The following is a 17718-nucleotide window of genomic DNA, read 5'->3' as shown; positions in this document are numbered from 1 at the left end:
GTCATCCTCCCGCTATTGCCTGAAAAAGCAGAATATCATCCCCGTCCGCAACCTGACGTTCGGTCCAGGCGTCACGCGGGATAATGGTTTGGTTGATAGCCACCGCCGTGCCGGGCTGGAGACGGTTTACCCGGCTCAGCAGCGCTTCAACCGTTATCGACTCGGTGAGTTCGATGATCTCGTCATTTAAGGTGATGTTCATGCCGGGCTTCCGCAGACCGGGCAGTGCGCCGCCCGGGTGAGTTGCAGGGTGTTCCAGCTTTGCTGCTTGCCGTCAAACAGCCGCAGCTTGCCGCTCAGGGCCGAGGGCAGTCCGGCCAGCAGCTTGATGGCCTCCAGCGCCTGCAGCGTGCCGATTACCCCGACCACCGGGCCGAGCACGCCCGCCGTGCGGCAGTTGCGCTGCGGCTCCGTCGCCTCGGGATAGAGGCAGGCGTAGCAGCCGTGGGCGTAGGGGGGCGTCAGTACCAGCAATTGTCCGCTGAAGCCGACGGCGCTGCCGCTGATCAGCGGCTTGCCGGCGCGGATACAGGCGGCGTTCACCGCATGGCGGGTTTGCATATTATCGCTGCAGTCCAGCACCAGGTCGGCGCGGTTGACGGCGCGCCGCAGCGCCTCGCCGTTCAGCCTTTCGGTAAGGGCAATCGCCTCCGACTGCGGATTTAACGCCTGAAGCTGCCGCTGCGCCAACGCGGCTTTGGGTTTTCCGGTATCGCCGGTGCGATACAGAATCTGCCGTTGCAGGTTGCTGATATGCAGCGCGTCGTCATCGGCGAGCAGCAGGGTGCCGACGCCGGCGGCGGCCAGATAGAGCGAGGCCGGCGCGCCCAGGCCGCCAAGCCCCACCAGCAGCACGCTGGCGGCTTTCAGCTTCTCCTGGCCTTCCGGGCCGATATCCTCCAGCATCAGCTGACGGCTGTAACGCATAAATTCCTGATCGCTAAGTCCGGCTGGGCTGGTGTGGTGGTTCGCGCTCATCTCACGCCTCCCGTCCTTCAATCATGCGCAGCAAGGTTGCCGTAGCCTGGCGCCAGTCCGGCGCCTGGGTAATGGCGCTGACCACGGCGATGCCGCCCACGCCCGTCGCCAGCACCGCCGGCGCCCGGTCGATGCTGATACCGCCGATGGCGACGGTGGGAAAACGATCGCCCAGCGTTTGCAGATGGCGGGCCAGTTCGGCCACGCCTTGCGGCGCGGAAGGCATGTCTTTGGTTTGGGTGGGGAAGATATGGCCGAGGGCGATATAGGACGGATTGATGGCCGCCGCCCGCGCCAGCTCCGCGTCATCGTGAGTGGATACGCCGAGGCGCAGCCCCGCCCGCCGAATAGCGGCGAGATCGGCGCCGTCCAGATCCTCCTGCCCCAGATGCACGCCATAGGCCTGATGTTTCACCGCCAGCCGCCAGTAGTCGTTGATAAACAGCCGCGCCTGATATTGGCGGCCCAGGGCGATGGCGCGGATAATATCCGCTTCCACCTGCTCGTCGGGCAGGTCTTTAATGCGCAGCTGAATGGTTTTGACGCCCGCGCTAAGCAGGCGCTCAATCCACTCGACGCTGTCCACCACCGGGTAGAGGCCGAGCCGCTGCGCGGTGGGAGGAAACGGCGCGGCGATTGGCGATGCCGCCGTCTGAGATAAAGTCATTTGTTCTCCTCCGTTTGCAGGCTGGCGGCGCTGTGGTACAGCTCGCCGCCGCGGGCGCGAAAGGCTTCGGACATGTGCGTCATTCCCACTTCAATGGGCTGCGCCGCGGCTTGCTGTTGTGCCGCGTAATCGCGCACTTCCTGGGAAATTTTCATCGAGCAGAACTTCGGCCCGCACATGGAGCAGAAGTGGGCTATTTTGCCGGACTCCTGCGGCAGGGTTTCATCGTGGTAGGCGCGGGCGGTTTCGGGGTCGAGCGCCAGATTGAACTGATCCTCCCAGCGGAATTCGAAACGCGCCTTGGACATGGCGTTATCGCGGATCTGCGCGCCGGGATGGCCTTTCGCCAGGTCGGCGGCGTGGGCGGCGATTTTGTAGGTAATCAGCCCCTGTTTGACGTCTTCCTTATTCGGCAGCCCCAGGTGTTCTTTCGGGGTGACGTAACAGAGCATGGCGCAGCCGAACCAGCCGATCATCGCCGCGCCGATGCCGGAGGTGAAGTGGTCGTAACCGGGGGCGATATCGGTGGTCAGCGGGCCCAGCGTATAGAACGGCGCTTCGTGGCAGTGCTCCAGCTCTTCGGTCATATTGCGGCGGATCATCTGCATCGGCACATGGCCGGGACCTTCGATCATCACCTGCACATCGTACTCCCAGGCGATTTTGGTCAGTTCTCCCAGCGTATGCAGTTCGGCGAACTGCGCTTCATCGTTGGCGTCCTGAATCGATCCGGGGCGCAGACCGTCGCCCAGCGACAGCGCGACGTCATAGGCGGCGCAGATTTCGCAGATGTCGCGGAAGTGCTCATACAGGAAGCTCTCTTTATGATGCGACAGGCACCACTTGGCCATGATTGAACCGCCGCGCGACACGATGCCGGTCAGCCGTTTGGCGGTCATCGGCACATAGCGCAGCAGCACGCCGGCGTGGATGGTGAAATAGTCGACGCCCTGTTCCGCCTGTTCCAGCAGAGTGTCGCGGAACATTTCCCAGTTCAGGTTTTCCGCTACGCCGTTGACTTTTTCCAGCGCCTGATAGATGGGCACCGTACCGATGGGCACAGGACTGTTGCGCAGGATCCACTCGCGGGTTTCGTGAATATAGCGTCCGGTGGAGAGGTCCATAACGGTGTCCGCGCCCCAGCGGGTGGACCACACCAGCTTTTCCACCTCTTCTTCAATCGAGGAGGTGACGGCGGAGTTGCCGATATTGGCGTTCACCTTCACCAGAAAATTGCGGCCGATAATCATCGGTTCGGATTCCGGGTGATTGATATTCGACGGAATGATGGCGCGCCCGGCGGCCACTTCCTGACGCACGAACTCCGGAGTGATGTTCTCCGGCAGGCGGGCGCCAAACCCCTCGCCGGGATGCTGCTGGCGCAACACCTCGCCGCGGATGCGCTCGCGGCCCATATTTTCGCGGATGGCGATAAACTCCATTTCCGGGGTGATGATGCCCTGGCGCGCATAGTGCAGCTGGGTCACGCATTTGCCCGGTTTAGCGCGCAGCGGACGCGGCAGGTGTTCGAAGCGCAGATGATCCAGTCCGGCATCCGCCAGGCGCTGCTGGGTAAAATCCGAACTGACGGCGGCGAGCGTGGCGCTATCGTTACGCTCGGCGATCCAGTTGGCGCGCAGTCTGGCTAATCCGACGCGCACGTCCGGGCGCGACGCCGGATCGCCGTACGGACCGGCGGTGTCGTACACCGGGATCGGCTCGTTGGGCTGGTATTGCGGATCGTCCTTGCCGCCGCCGACTAACGTCGGGCTAAGCTGGATTTCGCGCATCGGCACGCGAATATCGTCGCGTGAGCCGGTGAGATAAATGCGCCGCGAGTTGGGAAACGCCATCCCCTGCAGCGTATCAATAAACTGCTGGGCGGCCGCGCGCTGGTCGCGACGACTGGTTTTGGGCGGTCGGGATGATGATGTTTTGGTAGACATAGCAAGTTCCTGTGATGCGTAAAGGGAAAATTGCTTGTCTGGAGCTCGGAGGGAGTAATAACGCTAGGTATGCCGGAGCGATTGATGCAGGTCTCAATCAGGCACATTACTCTTGTTCCCTTCGCGGGTATTAACCCGATCAGGTTCCGCGGATCCCGAATTAACGGTCTCAGCCTGCGCATTTTCTTTTCTTGCTTAACACTCAAGAAACGGAAACGCGCTAGGCACTCCGACAAGATAGCCCTACTATTAACGGGCTGATTACAACGGTGACACTTTATGACGCCAGCACGGGCATGTCAAAGCAAGGAAGGCGCATCTGCCTGGATAAACCAGATGCTGAATGGTAACAATATGATAATAAAAAGATATTAATTATCAAAAATCAGCCGGATAACATTGTCTTCCAGCGTGAAACGTTCGGCCAGGGTTTCGCCCACGCGGGACAGCGCCTGCTGGAATTCAATACAGTTTTCATCATCGATGGAGGTCGCCAAATGACCGTCATAAGACGCCATAATCTGCTCTGTGTTGCTTTTTAATGCTTCATCAAGCTGGTTGAAATACGCCTTTTTCTGTTCGCCGAGGACGGCGGCTTCCGGCAATATCCGCTCGTAAACGTGGAAGTGGCCGATCGACAGATAATCGACCAGATTATGGCAAAATTCATCCAGCGCTTTTTCATCCAGCGGGGAGAGCTTTTCTTTGTTCGGCTTAATGCCAACCAGATGGTAGTAAGCAATCAGCAGCTGCTTACGCGCTTGTAGCCATTGGTCGATTAACGCATTATTGCCACCGACGAGGTCAGTCAGGCTTTGTAACTGGTTTAGCATTGTTGGCTCCGTGAATGGTAAAAAATAACCGTAAGTTATGAAAGTTATCTCATCACCCATAGTGGTAAAATGCCAGTGAAGTGATAGTGGAGCAATAGAAAAGATATGGAACAAACGCTAAAAGGTGACGAAACCGGATGGTGGGTGATCAGTCACGCAAACCAGATATGGCTCCCTGAGGGGGAATTGCCGCAGGGAACGGCGTCCAACTGGTCCTTACAGGGGCAGAGCGCCCGACTGATCGGCGAATGGCAGGGGCAGCCCGTCCGGCTGGTCTGCCAGAATCGGGATAGCGGCATGGCATCCGTCCGTCAGCTACTCGACCGGGAAGTCGGTCTTTTTCAAATGGCGGGGCGCGGCGTACAGCTGGCGGAATTTTACCGCGCCCATCGATTCTGCGGCTACTGCGGCCATGAAATGGTGCGCAGTAAAACCGAGCTGGCCTGCCTGTGCCGCCACTGCAAGGAGCGTTATTACCCGCAGATCGCCCCCTGTATCATCGTGGCGATCCGACGCGGCGACGAGATTCTGCTGGCCCAGCACAACCGTCATCGCGGCAATATGTATACGGTGCTGGCCGGGTTCGTCGAGCTGGGCGAAACCCTGGAGCAGACGGTGGCCCGCGAGGTGATGGAAGAAAGCCATATCCGGATCAAGAACCTGCGCTATATCAGCTCCCAGCCCTGGCCTTTCCCGCACTCGCTGATGATGGCCTTTATGGCGGACTATGCGGGGGGCGACATTCAGCACGATCCCGCCGAACTGCGCGACGCCGCCTGGTTCCGCTATGACCAACTGCCCATTTTACCGCCGCCGGGCACGGTGGCGCGCCGCCTGATCGAAGATACGATTGCGCTGTGCCGCGCGTCTCATGAGCACGGTTAGCCAACATGTTACCATCGGGCGCGATAACCCTACGCCGCGGGATAACGACGAAAGGAAAACAGCATGACTGATCTGAAAAACGATCGCTATTTACGGGCCTTGTCGCGCCAGCCGGTTGATGCGACGCCGGTATGGATGATGCGTCAGGCGGGGCGCTACCTGCCGGAATACAAGGCGATCCGCGCTCAGGCGGGCGATTTCATGGCGCTGTGTAAAAACGCGGATCTGGCCTGCGAGGTCACCTTGCAACCGCTGCGGCGCTACGAACTCGACGCGGCGATCCTGTTTTCAGATATCCTGACCATTCCCGATGCGATGGGCCTGGGACTCTATTTTGAAACGGGCGAAGGCCCGCGCTTTCACTCCCCTATTGCCTGCCATGCCGATGTCGTCAAGCTGCCGGTTCCCGATCCGGAGCAGGAACTGGTTTACGTGATGAATGCGGTGCGCACCATCCGCAAAAACCTGGCCGGCGCGGTGCCGCTGATCGGTTTTTCCGGCAGCCCCTGGACGTTGGCGACCTATATGGTGGAAGGCGGCGGCAGCAAAGCCTTCACCATGATTAAAAAAATGATGTTTGCCGAGCCGAAAACGCTGCATCTACTGCTGGATAAGCTGGCGGACAGCGTCATTCTCTATCTGAATGCGCAGATCCGCGCCGGGGCGCAGGCGGTGATGGTATTCGACACCTGGGGCGGCGTGCTCAGCGGCCGGGATTATCGCCAGTTTTCCCTGCATTATATGCACAAGATCGTTGACGGCCTGCGGCGGGAAAACGACGGGCGCCGCGTTCCCGTCACCCTGTTTACTAAGGGCGGCGGCCAGTGGCTGGAAGCGATGGCGGAAACCGGCTGCGACGCGCTGGGGCTGGACTGGACCACCGACATTGCCGATGCGCGCCGCCGCGTCGGCGAGAAAGTCGCCCTGCAGGGCAATATGGATCCGTCTATGCTATATGCGCCGCCGGCGCGTATCGAGCAGGAAGTGGCGTCGATTCTGGCGGGGTTCGGGCACGGCAACGGCCATGTGTTCAATCTGGGGCATGGTATCCATCAGGATGTGCCGCCGGAGCACGCCGGCGCCTTTGTGGAGGCGGTGCACCAGCTATCCCGCGCTTACCATCAATAGGGGGACCGGTGATTGATACCCAAGGGTTGCGCGCGGAGCAACTGACGCGCGCCGCGGAAATTGTTCGTTACGACGATCTGCCTTTCGAGCAGCCGGATTTTATCGCCGGCGCCGACGTGGGCTTTGAGCAGGACGGCGCGATAACCCGCGCGGTCATCGCCGTGCTGCGCTATCCGTCGCTGGAATTGGTGGAATACAAGATTGCGCGGGTTGGTACGACCATGCCGTATATCCCCGGTTTTCTTTCCTTTCGGGAATGCCCGGGCCTGCTGGCCGCCTGGGGGATGCTGGAGCAAAAGCCGGATTTGTTATTTGTTGACGGACATGGTATTTCACATCCGCGCCGGCTTGGCGTGGCCAGCCATTTCGGCCTGCTGGTGAATGTGCCGACGATCGGCGTGGCGAAAAGCCGTCTGTGCGGACATTTCGCGCCGTTATCGGATCAGGTGGGCAGCCGGGAGCCGCTGCTGGATAAAGGCGAGCAGATTGGCTGGGTATGGCGCAGCAAGGCGCGCTGTAACCCGCTGTTCGTGGCCACCGGCCATCGCGTCGGTCTGGATAGCGCCCTGCTGTGGGTGCAACGCTGCATGCGCGGCTACCGTCTGCCGGAGCCCACTCGCTGGGCCGACGCGGTGGCATCCGACCGGGCGGCGTTTCAACGCTGGCAACAGCAGATGTTGTGAGCAAAATTTTAAGAATACAGGCATAGGGCGCGGTGATAATTTCAGGTACACTGCCGCCCATTGCCTCTACATGAGCATAAAATAACAGATGTTACGTAACCCGATTCATTTGCGTTTGGAAAAGCTCGGAAGCTGGCAGCATGTCACCTTTATGGCATGCCTTTGCGAACGTATGTACCCGAATTATCATGAGTTTTGTCAGCAAACCGGGTTTGGCGACGCTATGGTTTATCGCCGTATTCTCGATCTGGTTTGGGAAACGCTGGTGGTCAAAGACGCGAAAGTCAATTTCGACAGCCAGTTGGAAAAATTAGAAGAGGCAATTCCTGCGGCTGATGACTATGATATTTATGGTGTCTACCCGGCGATTGACGCCTCTATCGCCCTGGGCGAGCTGATCCATTCCCGCCTTAGCGGCGAAACGCTGGAACATGCGATTGCCATCAGCGAGGCGTCTATCCGCACGGTCGCCATGCTCGAAATGACGCAGGCCGGTAGAGAAATGACCGATGACGAGCTCAAGGTTCTGCCGGCAATTGAAGACGAGTGGGATATCCAATGGGAGATTTTCCGCCTGTTGGCCGCCTGCGAAGAGCGTGATATCGAGCTGATTAAAGGGCTCCGCGCTGACCTGCGAGAGGCCGGAAGCAGTAATATTGGTATAAATTTACAGCAATAACGCAATAAAACGTGATTTAAGGCCTGAAATGGCCTGTCTTAAGGCTTCACATCCGCACCCTGTCTGGTCTACATTTGGGGGGCGTAATAAAAGTGGCTGTCGGTGCGTATATGCAGGAGAGTGCTGTTATGGCATATCCGTCGCACTCGATGCTTAGCAAGCGATAAACACACTGTAAGGATAACTTATGAATAAGACTCAACTGATTGATGTAATTGCGGACAAAGCTGATCTTTCCAAAGTACAGGCGAAAGCGGCACTTGAATCAACTCTGGCGGCGATTACTGAGTCTCTGAAAGAAGGTGATGCAGTACAATTGGTTGGTTTTGGTACGTTTAAGGTAAACCATCGTAACGAGCGCACTGGCCGCAATCCACAAACTGGTAAAGAAATCAAAATTGCTGCAGCCAACGTGCCAGCGTTTGTTTCTGGCAAGGCGCTGAAAGACGCTGTTAAATAAGCCATGCCGGTTAAGAGTTCAAGCAGGGGGGCGTTTTCGCCCCTTTTGCTTTTACTGCGTTGGTTGGGCATTAGCGCCGCGCTGGCGCTGCTCGTCGCCTGTGGCAGCCATACCCCGTCTCCGCCGGTCTTCGCCAGCGGTTATCTTTCCGATCGCGGCGTGGTTCGCCTGTGGCGTAAAGATGACGCCCAGCACAACACCACCCGGCTGATTGTGGTGTATAACCCGCTGCAGGGCGATAACACGGTAGTCACCCGCTACCTGTATCAGCAGGACAAGATACGGGAAATCAAAAGAATGCTGGAATTACAGAAAGACGACGCCGAGATACGTTTTGCGCAAGATGGAACGGTCAGCTTTATGCAACGGCAGCTGGCGCAAAGGCGAGAGTCAATCTCCGATGACGAACTGGCGCTCTATCAGTGGGATGCCAAACGCCTGCTGGAGCTCAGCGAGGTGCTTCAGGCCGGTAAGGTGGTACTGAAACAGGGAACCTGGCAGAACGGTCGGGTGGTCACCTGCGATGGGCAGCAAACCCGCCCCGACTTTGACTCGGCCTCACAGGGATGGATTGACAAGCAGAAACAGCCATTGGTCAGCGTTGCGTGGCTGGAGGCGCCGGAAGGCACGCAGCTGTTACTGGCGGACCAGGGGAATTTCTGCCGTTGGGAAGCGGAGGCCGGTAGGCTGTAATCCGCCACCGGGTCGAGGCGCGATAACGGCCGCGCGGCTAATCCATCGTTTCGCGCAGCATAAAAACCCCGGATTGCTCCGGGCCGCACGGTTCTCAGGCTTGTTCCCGCTCAATGGCGCGATAGCCGATATCTTGGCGATAAAAACACCCTTGCCATTGAATGTCCGCCGCCAGTTCATACGCTCGTTTCTGGGCCTCCGCCACCGTATTGCCTAATGCCGTTACGCACAATACGCGCCCGCCGTTGGTAACGACATTCTCGCCGTCCATTTTGGTGCCGGCGTGAAACACTTTACCGTCTCCGGCATCCTGCCGGGGCAGACCGGAAATAACATCGCCGGTGTGGTAATCGGCCGGATATCCGCCCGCGGCCAGCACCACGCCAAGGGCAGGTCGCTCATCCCATAGCGAATCCTGCTCGTTCAGTTTACCGTCGCAGGCCGCCAGACATAGCTCAACCAGGTCGGAACGCAGACGCAGCATAATCGGCTGGGTTTCCGGATCGCCAAAGCGGCAGTTGAATTCAATCACCTTGGGTTGACCATCGGCGGCAATCATCAGTCCGGCGTACAGAAAACCGGTATAGACATTGCCCTCGGCGGCCATGCCGTTGACCGTCGGCCAAATCACCCGCTCCATGATGCGCTGGTGGATCTCATCGGTTACCACCGGGGCGGGGGAGTAGGCTCCCATACCGCCGGTATTCGGGCCGGTATCCTGGTCGCCTACGCGCTTGTGGTCCTGGCTGGTGGCCATCGGCAGCACATTTTTCCCATCCACCATGACGATAAAGCTGGCTTCCTCACCGTCCAGGAACTCTTCCACCACGATACGGTGCCCCGCATCGCCAAATGCGTTGCCCGCCAGCATATCCTGGATGGCGTCTTCCGCTTCCTGCAGCGTCATGGCGACGATGACGCCTTTGCCCGCCGCCAGCCCGTCCGCTTTGATAACGATTGGCGCGCCCTGCGCACGCACGTACGCCAAAGCCGGCTCAACTTCGGTAAAGTTCTGATATTCAGCCGTCGGAATATTGTGCCGGGCAAGGAAGTCCTTGGTAAAGGCTTTGGAACCTTCCAGCTGCGCCGCTGCCTGCGTCGGGCCGAAAATCGTCAGTCCCGCGGCGCGAAAGGCATCGACCACGCCAATCACCAGCGGCGCTTCCGGTCCGACGATGGTCAGGCCGATGTGGTTTTCCTGGGCGAAAGCGACTAACCCCGGTATATCGGTTGCCGCGATATCGACGTTTGTCAGCGTCGGCTCCAGTGCGCTTCCCGCGTTACCCGGCGCCACATAGACGCGGTCCGTCAGCGGAGACTGGGCGGCTTTCCAGGCCAGCGCATGTTCGCGCCCGCCATTGCCAATAATTAAAATATTCATCTCGGTCGGTTCCTGGATTAATGGCGGAAGTGGCGCATATCGGTAAAGATCATCGCGATGCCGTGTTCGTTGGCGGCGGCAATGACTTCATCGTCACGGATAGATCCGCCCGGTTGGATCACGCAGGTAATGCCTACGGCCGCCGCGGCGTCAATGCCGTCGCGGAAGGGGAAGAATGCGTCGGACGCCATGGCTGAACCTTTGACCTCCAGCCCTTCGTCAGCGGCCTTGATACCGGCAATTTTGGCGGAGTAGACGCGGCTCATCTGGCCGGCGCCGATGCCGATGGTCATATTGTCGCGGGCGTAGACAATGGCGTTGGATTTTACGAACTTGGCCACCTTCCAGCAGAACAGCGCATCGCGCAGTTCCTGTTCGTTGGGCTGACGCTCGGTCACCACGCGCAGTTGCGATGCATCGACCATGCCCAGATCGCGCTCCTGTACCAACAGACCGCCGTTTACGCGCTTAAAGTCCAAACCGGGAACGCGTTGTTGCCATGCGCCGCTGATCAGAACACGCACGTTTTGTTTGGCCGCGGTAACTTTTAACGCGGCGTCGCTGACGGATGGCGCAATAATCACCTCGACAAACTGACGGCTGACGATCGCCTGTGCCGTCTCTTCGTCCAGCTCGCGGTTGAAAGCGATGATGCCGCCGAAAGCAGAGGTCGGGTCGGTTTGGTAGGCGCGCTCATAGGCGTCGAGAATCGAGTCGCCAATCGCCACGCCGCAGGGGTTGGCATGTTTGACGATGACGCAGGTGGCTTCGGTGAACTCTTTTACACACTCCAGCGCGGCGTCGGTGTCGGCGATATTGTTATAAGACAGCGCTTTGCCTTGTAATTGCCGCGAAGTGGCGACGGACGCTTCCGTTACGTTTTCTTCTATGTAGAAAGCCGCCTGCTGGTGGCTGTTTTCACCGTAGCGCATATCCTGTTTTTTAACGTAGTTCAGATTCAGCGTGCGCGGGAAACGGCCTGACGGTTTATCCGTTTCGCCATAATACGGCGGCACCAGCGAACCAAAGTAGTTGGCAATCATGCTGTCATAGGCCGCGGTGTGCTCAAATGCCTTGATAGCCAGATCGAAACGGGTTTCGTAAGTCAGCGAACCGCCGTTGGCGTCGATTTCACTAATAATGCTCTCGTAGTCGCCGCTCTTGACCACGATGGCGACGTCTTTATGGTTTTTGGCCGCGGAGCGCACCATGGTAGGCCCGCCGATATCGATATTTTCGATGGCGTCTTCCAGCGTGCAGTTTTCACGGGCGACGGTCTGGGCGAAGGGATAGAGATTCACCACAACCATATCGATCGGCTGGATATCGTGTTGGGCCATAACGGCGTCATCCTGGCCGCGTCGGCCGAGAATGCCGCCATGGACTTTGGGGTGCAGGGTTTTAACGCGTCCGTCCATCATTTCCGGGAAGCCGGTGTAGTCCGATACCTCGGTGACCGCCAAGCCGGCATCGGCCAGCAAACGGGCGGTTCCGCCGGTTGAAAGAAGCTCAACGCCACGTTGGGACAGAGCCTGAGCAAATTCGACAATACCCGCTTTGTCAGAAACGCTGAGCAAAGCGCGGCGGATAGGACGACGTTGTTGCATGATGATGTTATCCCTTGGATTTGATAATCATTGAAGAGCGGTACGTGAATATCGTCTTTTATGACGCATGATGGCGAGATAAAGAGAAATATTCAGTTAGCGTTCACAGAAATACGCTGGTTTTAACGCGGGAGAATTGTAGCGAAAACGTTTGCGTGATGCTCGTCAAATTTTGATCATATCCCGCTCTGTGGATAACTTTGTGTAAAAAAGGGTATAAGGCCGGGTTTTGCTGTGGAATGCAGCAATCGACCATTTTTATGCGAAATACCTGTTGCGGCCTGCGCAGAACGCCCTATAATGCGCCTCCACTGACAGGGCAACGGCGGCAACGCGGTTGTGATGACGGTAGGAAGCCAGGCAATAATCACTTGACTTCACAGCGGAATTGCATAACATATGCGGCCCGCGCCACGGCGTAACGTGGCACTGCTCTTTAACAATTTAATCAGACAATCTGTGTGGGCACTCACAAGACGATATCCGCAAACGATATAAAAAGTCTTGAAGAGTGACTGACAGTAAATTCATTACGAATAAACAGTTATAAATTCTTTGAGCATGCTATTAACTTAGCGAATCAAACAAATCTTAAATTGAAGAGTTTGATCATGGCTCAGATTGAACGCTGGCGGCAGGCCTAACACATGCAAGTCGAGCGGTAGCACAGGGGAGCTTGCTCCTTGGGTGACGAGCGGCGGACGGGTGAGTAATGTCTGGGAAACTGCCTGATGGAGGGGGATAACTACTGGAAACGGTAGCTAATACCGCATAACCTCGCAAGAGCAAAGTGGGGGACCTTATGGCCTCACGCCATCGGATGTGCCCAGATGGGATTAGCTGGTAGGTGGGGTAAAGGCTCACCTAGGCGACGATCCCTAGCTGGTCTGAGAGGATGACCAGCCACACTGGAACTGAGACACGGTCCAGACTCCTACGGGAGGCAGCAGTGGGGAATATTGCACAATGGGGGAAACCCTGATGCAGCCATGCCGCGTGTGTGAAGAAGGCCTTCGGGTTGTAAAGCACTTTCAGCGGGGAGGAAGGCAACAAGCTTAATAATCTTGTTGATTGACGTTACCCGCAGAAGAAGCACCGGCTAACTCCGTGCCAGCAGCCGCGGTAATACGGAGGGTGCAAGCGTTAATCGGAATGACTGGGCGTAAAGCGCACGCAGGCGGTCTGTTAAGTTGGATGTGAAATCCCCGGGCTTAACCTGGGAACTGCATTCAAAACTGACAGGCTAGAGTCTCGTAGAGGGGGGTAGAATTCCAGGTGTAGCGGTGAAATGCGTAGAGATCTGGAGGAATACCGGTGGCGAAGGCGGCCCCCTGGACGAAGACTGACGCTCAGGTGCGAAAGCGTGGGGAGCAAACAGGATTAGATACCCTGGTAGTCCACGCCGTAAACGATGTCGACTTGGAGGCTGTGGTCTTGAACCGTGGCTTCCGGAGCTAACGCGTTAAGTCGACCGCCTGGGGAGTACGGCCGCAAGGTTAAAACTCAAATGAATTGACGGGGGCCCGCACAAGCGGTGGAGCATGTGGTTTAATTCGATGCAACGCGAAGAACCTTACCTACTCTTGACATCCTCAGAAGAGACTGGAGACAGTCTTGTGCCTTCGGGAACTGAGAGACAGGTGCTGCATGGCTGTCGTCAGCTCGTGTTGTGAAATGTTGGGTTAAGTCCCGCAACGAGCGCAACCCTTATCCTTTGTTGCCAGCGATTCGGTCGGGAACTCAAAGGAGACTGCCGGTGATAAACCGGAGGAAGGTGGGGATGACGTCAAGTCATCATGGCCCTTACGAGTAGGGCTACACACGTGCTACAATGGCGCATACAAAGAGAAGCGAACTTGCGAGAGTAAGCGGACCTCATAAAGTGCGTCGTAGTCCGGATTGGAGTCTGCAACTCGACTCCATGAAGTCGGAATCGCTAGTAATCGTAGATCAGAATGCTACGGTGAATACGTTCCCGGGCCTTGTACACACCGCCCGTCACACCATGGGAGTGGGTTGCAAAAGAAGTAGGTAGCTTAACCTTAGGGGGGGCGCTTACCACTTTGTGATTCATGACTGGGGTGAAGTCGTAACAAGGTAACCGTAGGGGAACCTGCGGTTGGATCACCTCCTTAAACTGAAGTGAGATATTGGAAGGTGCAGTGTCCACAACAGATTGTCTGATGAAAACAATGAGCAAGGTAACCTGCGGTAGAAGGTTGCGGACGTATCCTGAAGTGCCGTGGGGTGTGTGACTGTCCAGTGCAGTGACAAAACACAATGGCGCTCGATTTTTCTGGAAAAATCTCGCCTTTACACAAAAATAGCAACGCGAGCGTTGCGGACAATTTTTGTGTCCCCATCGTCTAGAGGCCTAGGACACTGCCCTTTCACGGCTGTAACAGGGGTTCGAATCCCCTTGGGGACGCCATCCTGATAATGAGTGAAAGACATTATCACCGAATATCGTAAAGATGACTTTAACGAGTCGTGTTTACGATATTGCTCTTTAACAATCTGGAACAAGCTGAAAATTGAAACGACGCAGCTGAACATTATCCGCGAGGGTAATGATTTTGTTGTGTCAGAGTCTCTCAAAAATTGCAATCCGAGACACTTTCGGGTTGTGAGGTTAAGCGACTAAGCGTACACGGTGGATGCCTAGGCAGTCAGAGGCGATGAAGGGCGTGCTAATCTGCGAAAAGCGTCGGCAAGGTGATATGAACCGTTACACCCGACGATACCCGAATGGGGAAACCCAGTGCAATACGTTGCACTATTTCATGGTGAATACATAGCCATGAAAGGCGAACCGGGGGAACTGAAACATCTCAGTACCCCGAGGAAAAGAAATCAACCGAGATTCCCCCAGTAGCGGCGAGCGAACGGGGAGGAGCCCAGAACCATCATCAGTTTGTGTGTCAGTGGAAGCGTCTGGAAAGTCGCGCAACAAAGGGTGATAGTCCCGTACACGAAGATGCACATGCTGTGAGTTCGATGAGTAGGGCGGGACACGAGATATCCTGTCTGAAGATGGGGGGACCATCCTCCAAGGCTAAATACTCCTGACTGACCGATAGTGAACCAGTACCGTGAGGGAAAGGCGAAAAGAACCCCGGCGAGGGGAGTGAAACAGAACCTGAAACCGTGTACGTACAAGCAGTGGGAGCCCCACCACCAAAACACTTCCGGGCCGAAAGGCGATGCGGATGTCGAGGTGACGGTTGTCATCGCGTTTTTTGCGATGAGCAACACACAAAACAAGCAGCGAGTGTTTTGGGGTGGGGTGACTGCGTACCTTTTGTATAATGGGTCAGCGACTTATATTCTGTAGCAAGGTTAACCGCATAGGGGAGCCGTAGGGAAACCGAGTCTTAACTGGGCGTCAAGTTGCAGGGTATAGACCCGAAACCCGGTGATCTAGCCATGGGCAGGTTGAAGGTTGGGTAACACTAACTGGAGGACCGAACCGACTAATGTTGAAAAATTAGCGGATGACTTGTGGCTGGGGGTGAAAGGCCAATCAAACCGGGAGATAGCTGGTTCTCCCCGAAAGCTATTTAGGTAGCGCCTCGTGAACTCATCTGCGGGGGTAGAGCACTGTTTCGACTAGGGGGTCATCCCGACTTACCAACTCGATGCAAACTGCGAATACCGTAGAATGTAATCACGGGAGACACACGGCGGGTGCTAACGTCCGTCGTGAAGAGGGAAACAACCCAGACCGCCAGCTAAGGTCCCAAAGTCATGGTTAAGTGGGAAACGATGTGGGAAGGCCCAGACAGCCAGGATGTTGGCTTAGAAGCAGCCATCATTTAAAGAAAGCGTAATAGCTCACTGGTCGAGTCGGCCTGCGCGGAAGATGTAACGGGGCTAAACCATGCACCGAAGCTGCGGCAGCGAACGTATCACTTAAAACGCTTAACGTGACGGCGAAGCCGGCACGTTCAAGCCACAAAAACGTTGAGTCGGCCTGAGCGCTGACAGACGGCAAGGCGTTTTAAGGATACGTTCGTTGGGTAGGGGAGCGTTCTGTAAGCCGTAGAAGGTGGCCTGTGAGGGCTGCTGGAGGTATCAGAAGTGCGAATGCTGACATAAGTAACGATAATGCGGGTGAAAAACCCGCACGCCGGAAGACCAAGGGTTCCTGTCCAACGTTAATCGGGGCAGGGTGAGTCGACCCCTAAGGCGAGGCCGAAAGGCGTAGTCGATGGGAAACGGGTTAATATTCCCGTACTGGTTGTTACTGCGAAGGGGGGACGGAGAAAGCTAGGTTGGCCGGGCGACGGTAGTCCCGGTTTAAGCGTGAAGGTGGGTGTTTTTGGAAAATCCGGAACACCGTTAACACTGAGGCGTGACGACGAGTCACTACGGTGACGAAGTAACCGATGCTACGCTTCCAGGAAAAGCCTCTAAGCACCAGGTAACAGTCAATCGTACCCCAAACCGACACAGGTGGTCAGGTAGAGAATACTCAGGCGCTTGAGAGAACTCGGGTGAAGGAACTAGGCAAAATGGTGCCGTAACTTCGGGAGAAGGCACGCTGGATTTGGTGAAGTCCCTTGCGGATGGAGCTGAGACCAGTCGCAGATACCAGCTGGCTGCAACTGTTTAATAAAAACACAGCACTGTGCAAACACGAAAGTGGACGTATACGGTGTGACGCCTGCCCGGTGCCGGAAGGTTAATTGATGGGGTCAGCCTTAGGGCGAAGCTCTTGATCGAAGCCCCGGTAAACGGCGGCCGTAACTATAACGGTCCTAAGGTAGCGAAATTCCTTGTCGGGTAAGTTCCGACCTGCACGAATGGCGTAATGATGGCCAGGCTGTCTCCACCCGAGACTCAGTGAAATTGAACTCGCTGTGAAGATGCAGTGTACCCGCGGCAAGACGGAAAGACCCCGTGAACCTTTACTATAGCTTGACACTGAACCTTGAGCCTTGATGTGTAGGATAGGTGGGAGGCTGTGAAGCGTGGACGCCAGTCTGCGTGGAGCCGACCTTGAAATACCACCCTTTGATGTTTGATGTTCTAACGTGGGCCCGTAATCCGGGTTGCGGACAGTGTCTGGTGGGTAGTTTGACTGGGGCGGTCTCCTCCCAAAGCGTAACGGAGGAGCACGAAGGTTAGCTAATCCTGGTCGGACATCAGGAGGTTAGTGCAAAGGCATAAGCTAGCTTGACTGCGAGAGTGACGGCTCGAGCAGGTGCGAAAGCAGGTCTTAGTGATCCGGTGGTTCTGAATGGAAGGGCCATCGCTCAACGGATAAAAGGTACTCCGGGGATAACAGGCTGATACCGCCCAAGAGTTCATATCGACGGCGGTGTTTGGCACCTCGATGTCGGCTCATCACATCCTGGGGCTGAAGTAGGTCCCAAGGGTATGGCTGTTCGCCATTTAAAGTGGTACGCGAGCTGGGTTTAGAACGTCGTGAGACAGTTCGGTCCCTATCTGCCGTGGGCGTTGGAAGATTGAGAGGGGTTGCTCCTAGTACGAGAGGACCGGAGTGAACGCACCACTGGTGTACGGGTTGTGATGCCAATTGCATTGCCCGGTAGCTAAGTGCGGAAGAGATAACCGCTGAAAGCATCTAAGCGGGAAACTTGCCTCGAGATGAGTCTTCCCTGGGACTTCGAGTCCCCTGAAGGGCCGTTGAAGACGACGACGTAGATAGGCCGGGTGTGTAAGCGCAGCGATGCGTTGAGCTGACCGGTACTAATGACCCGAGAGGCTTAACCTTACAACACCGAAGGTGTTTTGAGAGTGACTCACAATAAT

General features: G+C 56.6%; 13 protein-coding genes, 1 tRNA gene, 2 rRNA genes and 1 riboswitch. Of the genes, 9 read left to right on the top strand and 7 right to left on the bottom strand.

The window, feature by feature from the left end; translation table 11 throughout:
• Nucleotide 1: 1 nt before the first annotated feature.
• The 5 genes from thiS to EH206_RS21115 all read right to left on the bottom strand — a co-directional run bounded on the left by thiS (nt 2) and on the right by EH206_RS21115 (nt 4424).
• On the bottom strand, nt 2-202 hold the full coding sequence (gene thiS / locus EH206_RS21135) for a sulfur carrier protein ThiS (protein WP_009114808.1): 201 nt from the start codon (nt 200-202) through the stop codon (nt 2-4).
• Nucleotides 199-978 carry a HesA/MoeB/ThiF family protein gene (locus tag EH206_RS21130; protein WP_009114807.1) on the bottom strand — a complete coding sequence of 260 codons (780 nt, stop codon included), beginning with the start codon at nt 976-978 and terminating at the stop codon, nt 199-201. Before EH206_RS21130 ends, thiS begins: the two co-directional genes overlap by 4 nt.
• A gap of 1 nt (nt 979) precedes the next feature.
• Entirely contained in the window at nt 980-1645 is a 666-nt protein-coding gene (gene thiE, locus EH206_RS21125) for a thiamine phosphate synthase (RefSeq protein WP_009114806.1), read from the bottom strand.
• Nucleotides 1642-3591 carry a phosphomethylpyrimidine synthase ThiC gene (thiC, locus tag EH206_RS21120; RefSeq protein WP_009114805.1) on the bottom strand — a complete coding sequence of 650 codons (1950 nt, stop codon included), beginning with the start codon at nt 3589-3591 and terminating at the stop codon, nt 1642-1644. The genes thiE and thiC overlap by 4 nt, the downstream gene beginning before the upstream one ends.
• Before the next feature lie 99 nt (nt 3592-3690).
• A riboswitch (TPP riboswitch) is annotated at nt 3691-3833 on the bottom strand.
• Between the two features lie 129 nt (nt 3834-3962).
• The gene (locus tag EH206_RS21115; protein WP_009114804.1) at nt 3963-4424 is read right to left on the bottom strand and encodes an Rsd/AlgQ family anti-sigma factor; all 462 of its coding nucleotides are present in this window, start codon (nt 4422-4424) and stop codon (nt 3963-3965) included.
• 105 nt (nt 4425-4529) lie between these two features.
• Here EH206_RS21115 and nudC point away from each other — a divergent pair, with 105 nt between their 5' ends.
• The 6 genes from nudC (at nt 4530) to EH206_RS21085 (ending at nt 8952) form a co-directional block, all read left to right on the top strand.
• Entirely contained in the window at nt 4530-5309 is a 780-nt protein-coding gene (gene nudC / locus EH206_RS21110) for an NAD(+) diphosphatase (protein WP_009114803.1), read from the top strand.
• A gap of 63 nt (nt 5310-5372) precedes the next feature.
• Nucleotides 5373-6437: a uroporphyrinogen decarboxylase gene (gene hemE, locus EH206_RS21105; RefSeq protein WP_009114802.1), complete on the top strand. Its 1065-nt coding sequence runs from the start codon at nt 5373-5375 to the stop codon at nt 6435-6437.
• A gap of 8 nt (nt 6438-6445) precedes the next feature.
• Nucleotides 6446-7120 carry a deoxyribonuclease V gene (gene nfi, locus EH206_RS21100; RefSeq protein ID WP_009114801.1) on the top strand — a complete coding sequence of 225 codons (675 nt, stop codon included), beginning with the start codon at nt 6446-6448 and terminating at the stop codon, nt 7118-7120.
• A gap of 88 nt (nt 7121-7208) precedes the next feature.
• Nucleotides 7209-7799 carry a YjaG family protein gene (locus tag EH206_RS21095; RefSeq protein WP_009114800.1) on the top strand — a complete coding sequence of 197 codons (591 nt, stop codon included), beginning with the start codon at nt 7209-7211 and terminating at the stop codon, nt 7797-7799.
• Between the two features lie 187 nt (nt 7800-7986).
• A complete protein-coding gene (gene hupA, locus EH206_RS21090) occupies nt 7987-8259 on the top strand; it encodes a nucleoid-associated protein HU-alpha (RefSeq protein WP_009114799.1) in 273 nt (90 codons plus the stop codon).
• Nucleotides 8260-8262: 3 nt separating this feature from the next.
• Nucleotides 8263-8952, top strand: coding sequence for a DUF1481 domain-containing protein (locus tag EH206_RS21085; RefSeq protein ID WP_009114798.1), 690 nt, complete (start codon nt 8263-8265; stop codon nt 8950-8952).
• 94 nt (nt 8953-9046) lie between these two features.
• On the opposite strand, the gene purD is transcribed toward EH206_RS21085, so the two are convergent.
• Together purD and purH are read right to left on the bottom strand one after the other, a co-directional pair.
• Nucleotides 9047-10333: a phosphoribosylamine--glycine ligase gene (purD, locus tag EH206_RS21080; RefSeq protein WP_009114797.1), complete on the bottom strand. Its 1287-nt coding sequence runs from the start codon at nt 10331-10333 to the stop codon at nt 9047-9049.
• Nucleotides 10334-10350: 17 nt separating this feature from the next.
• Nucleotides 10351-11940 (bottom strand): bifunctional phosphoribosylaminoimidazolecarboxamide formyltransferase/IMP cyclohydrolase, encoded by a 1590-nt coding sequence (gene purH, locus EH206_RS21075; protein ID WP_009114796.1) that lies wholly within the window; start codon nt 11938-11940, stop codon nt 10351-10353.
• Nucleotides 11941-12533: 593 nt separating this feature from the next.
• Here purH and EH206_RS21070 point away from each other — a divergent pair.
• The 3 genes from EH206_RS21070 to EH206_RS21060 all read left to right on the top strand — a co-directional run bounded on the left by EH206_RS21070 (nt 12534) and on the right by EH206_RS21060 (nt 17680).
• A 16S ribosomal RNA gene (locus tag EH206_RS21070) occupies nt 12534-14075 on the top strand.
• Nucleotides 14076-14295: 220 nt separating this feature from the next.
• A tRNA-Glu gene (locus EH206_RS21065) sits at nt 14296-14371 on the top strand.
• A 199-nt stretch (nt 14372-14570) separates the two neighbouring features.
• Nucleotides 14571-17680 (top strand): 23S ribosomal RNA (locus tag EH206_RS21060).
• Together the 16S and 23S rRNA genes with 1 tRNA gene alongside form the textbook arrangement of a ribosomal RNA operon.
• Nucleotides 17681-17718 lie beyond the last annotated feature (38 nt).

It is taken from the genome of Brenneria nigrifluens DSM 30175 = ATCC 13028, from assembly GCF_005484965.1.
GTDB lineage: Bacteria > Pseudomonadota > Gammaproteobacteria > Enterobacterales > Enterobacteriaceae > Brenneria > Brenneria nigrifluens.
The sequence above is the reverse complement of the archived record's forward strand: the minus strand, read 5'-3'. Positions and strand labels throughout refer to the sequence as shown.

Excerpts from the sequence above, each read along its gene's own strand:
- thiS (WP_009114808.1), bottom strand. The coding sequence starts at position 202 with ATGAACATCACCTTAAATGACGAGATCATCGAACTCACCGAGTCGATA.
- EH206_RS21130 (WP_009114807.1), bottom strand. The coding sequence starts at position 978 with ATGAGCGCGAACCACCACACCAGCCCAGCCGGACTTAGCGATCAGGAA.
- thiE (WP_009114806.1), bottom strand. The coding sequence starts at position 1,645 with ATGACTTTATCTCAGACGGCGGCATCGCCAATCGCCGCGCCGTTTCCT.
- thiC (WP_009114805.1), bottom strand. The coding sequence starts at position 3,591 with ATGTCTACCAAAACATCATCATCCCGACCGCCCAAAACCAGTCGTCGC.
- EH206_RS21115 (WP_009114804.1), bottom strand. The coding sequence starts at position 4,424 with ATGCTAAACCAGTTACAAAGCCTGACTGACCTCGTCGGTGGCAATAAT.
- nudC (WP_009114803.1), top strand. The coding sequence starts at position 4,530 with ATGGAACAAACGCTAAAAGGTGACGAAACCGGATGGTGGGTGATCAGT.
- hemE (WP_009114802.1), top strand. The coding sequence starts at position 5,373 with ATGACTGATCTGAAAAACGATCGCTATTTACGGGCCTTGTCGCGCCAG.
- EH206_RS21095 (WP_009114800.1), top strand. The coding sequence starts at position 7,209 with ATGTTACGTAACCCGATTCATTTGCGTTTGGAAAAGCTCGGAAGCTGG.
- hupA (WP_009114799.1), top strand. The coding sequence starts at position 7,987 with ATGAATAAGACTCAACTGATTGATGTAATTGCGGACAAAGCTGATCTT.
- EH206_RS21085 (WP_009114798.1), top strand. The coding sequence starts at position 8,263 with ATGCCGGTTAAGAGTTCAAGCAGGGGGGCGTTTTCGCCCCTTTTGCTT.
- purD (WP_009114797.1), bottom strand. The coding sequence starts at position 10,333 with ATGAATATTTTAATTATTGGCAATGGCGGGCGCGAACATGCGCTGGCC.
- purH (WP_009114796.1), bottom strand. The coding sequence starts at position 11,940 with ATGCAACAACGTCGTCCTATCCGCCGCGCTTTGCTCAGCGTTTCTGAC.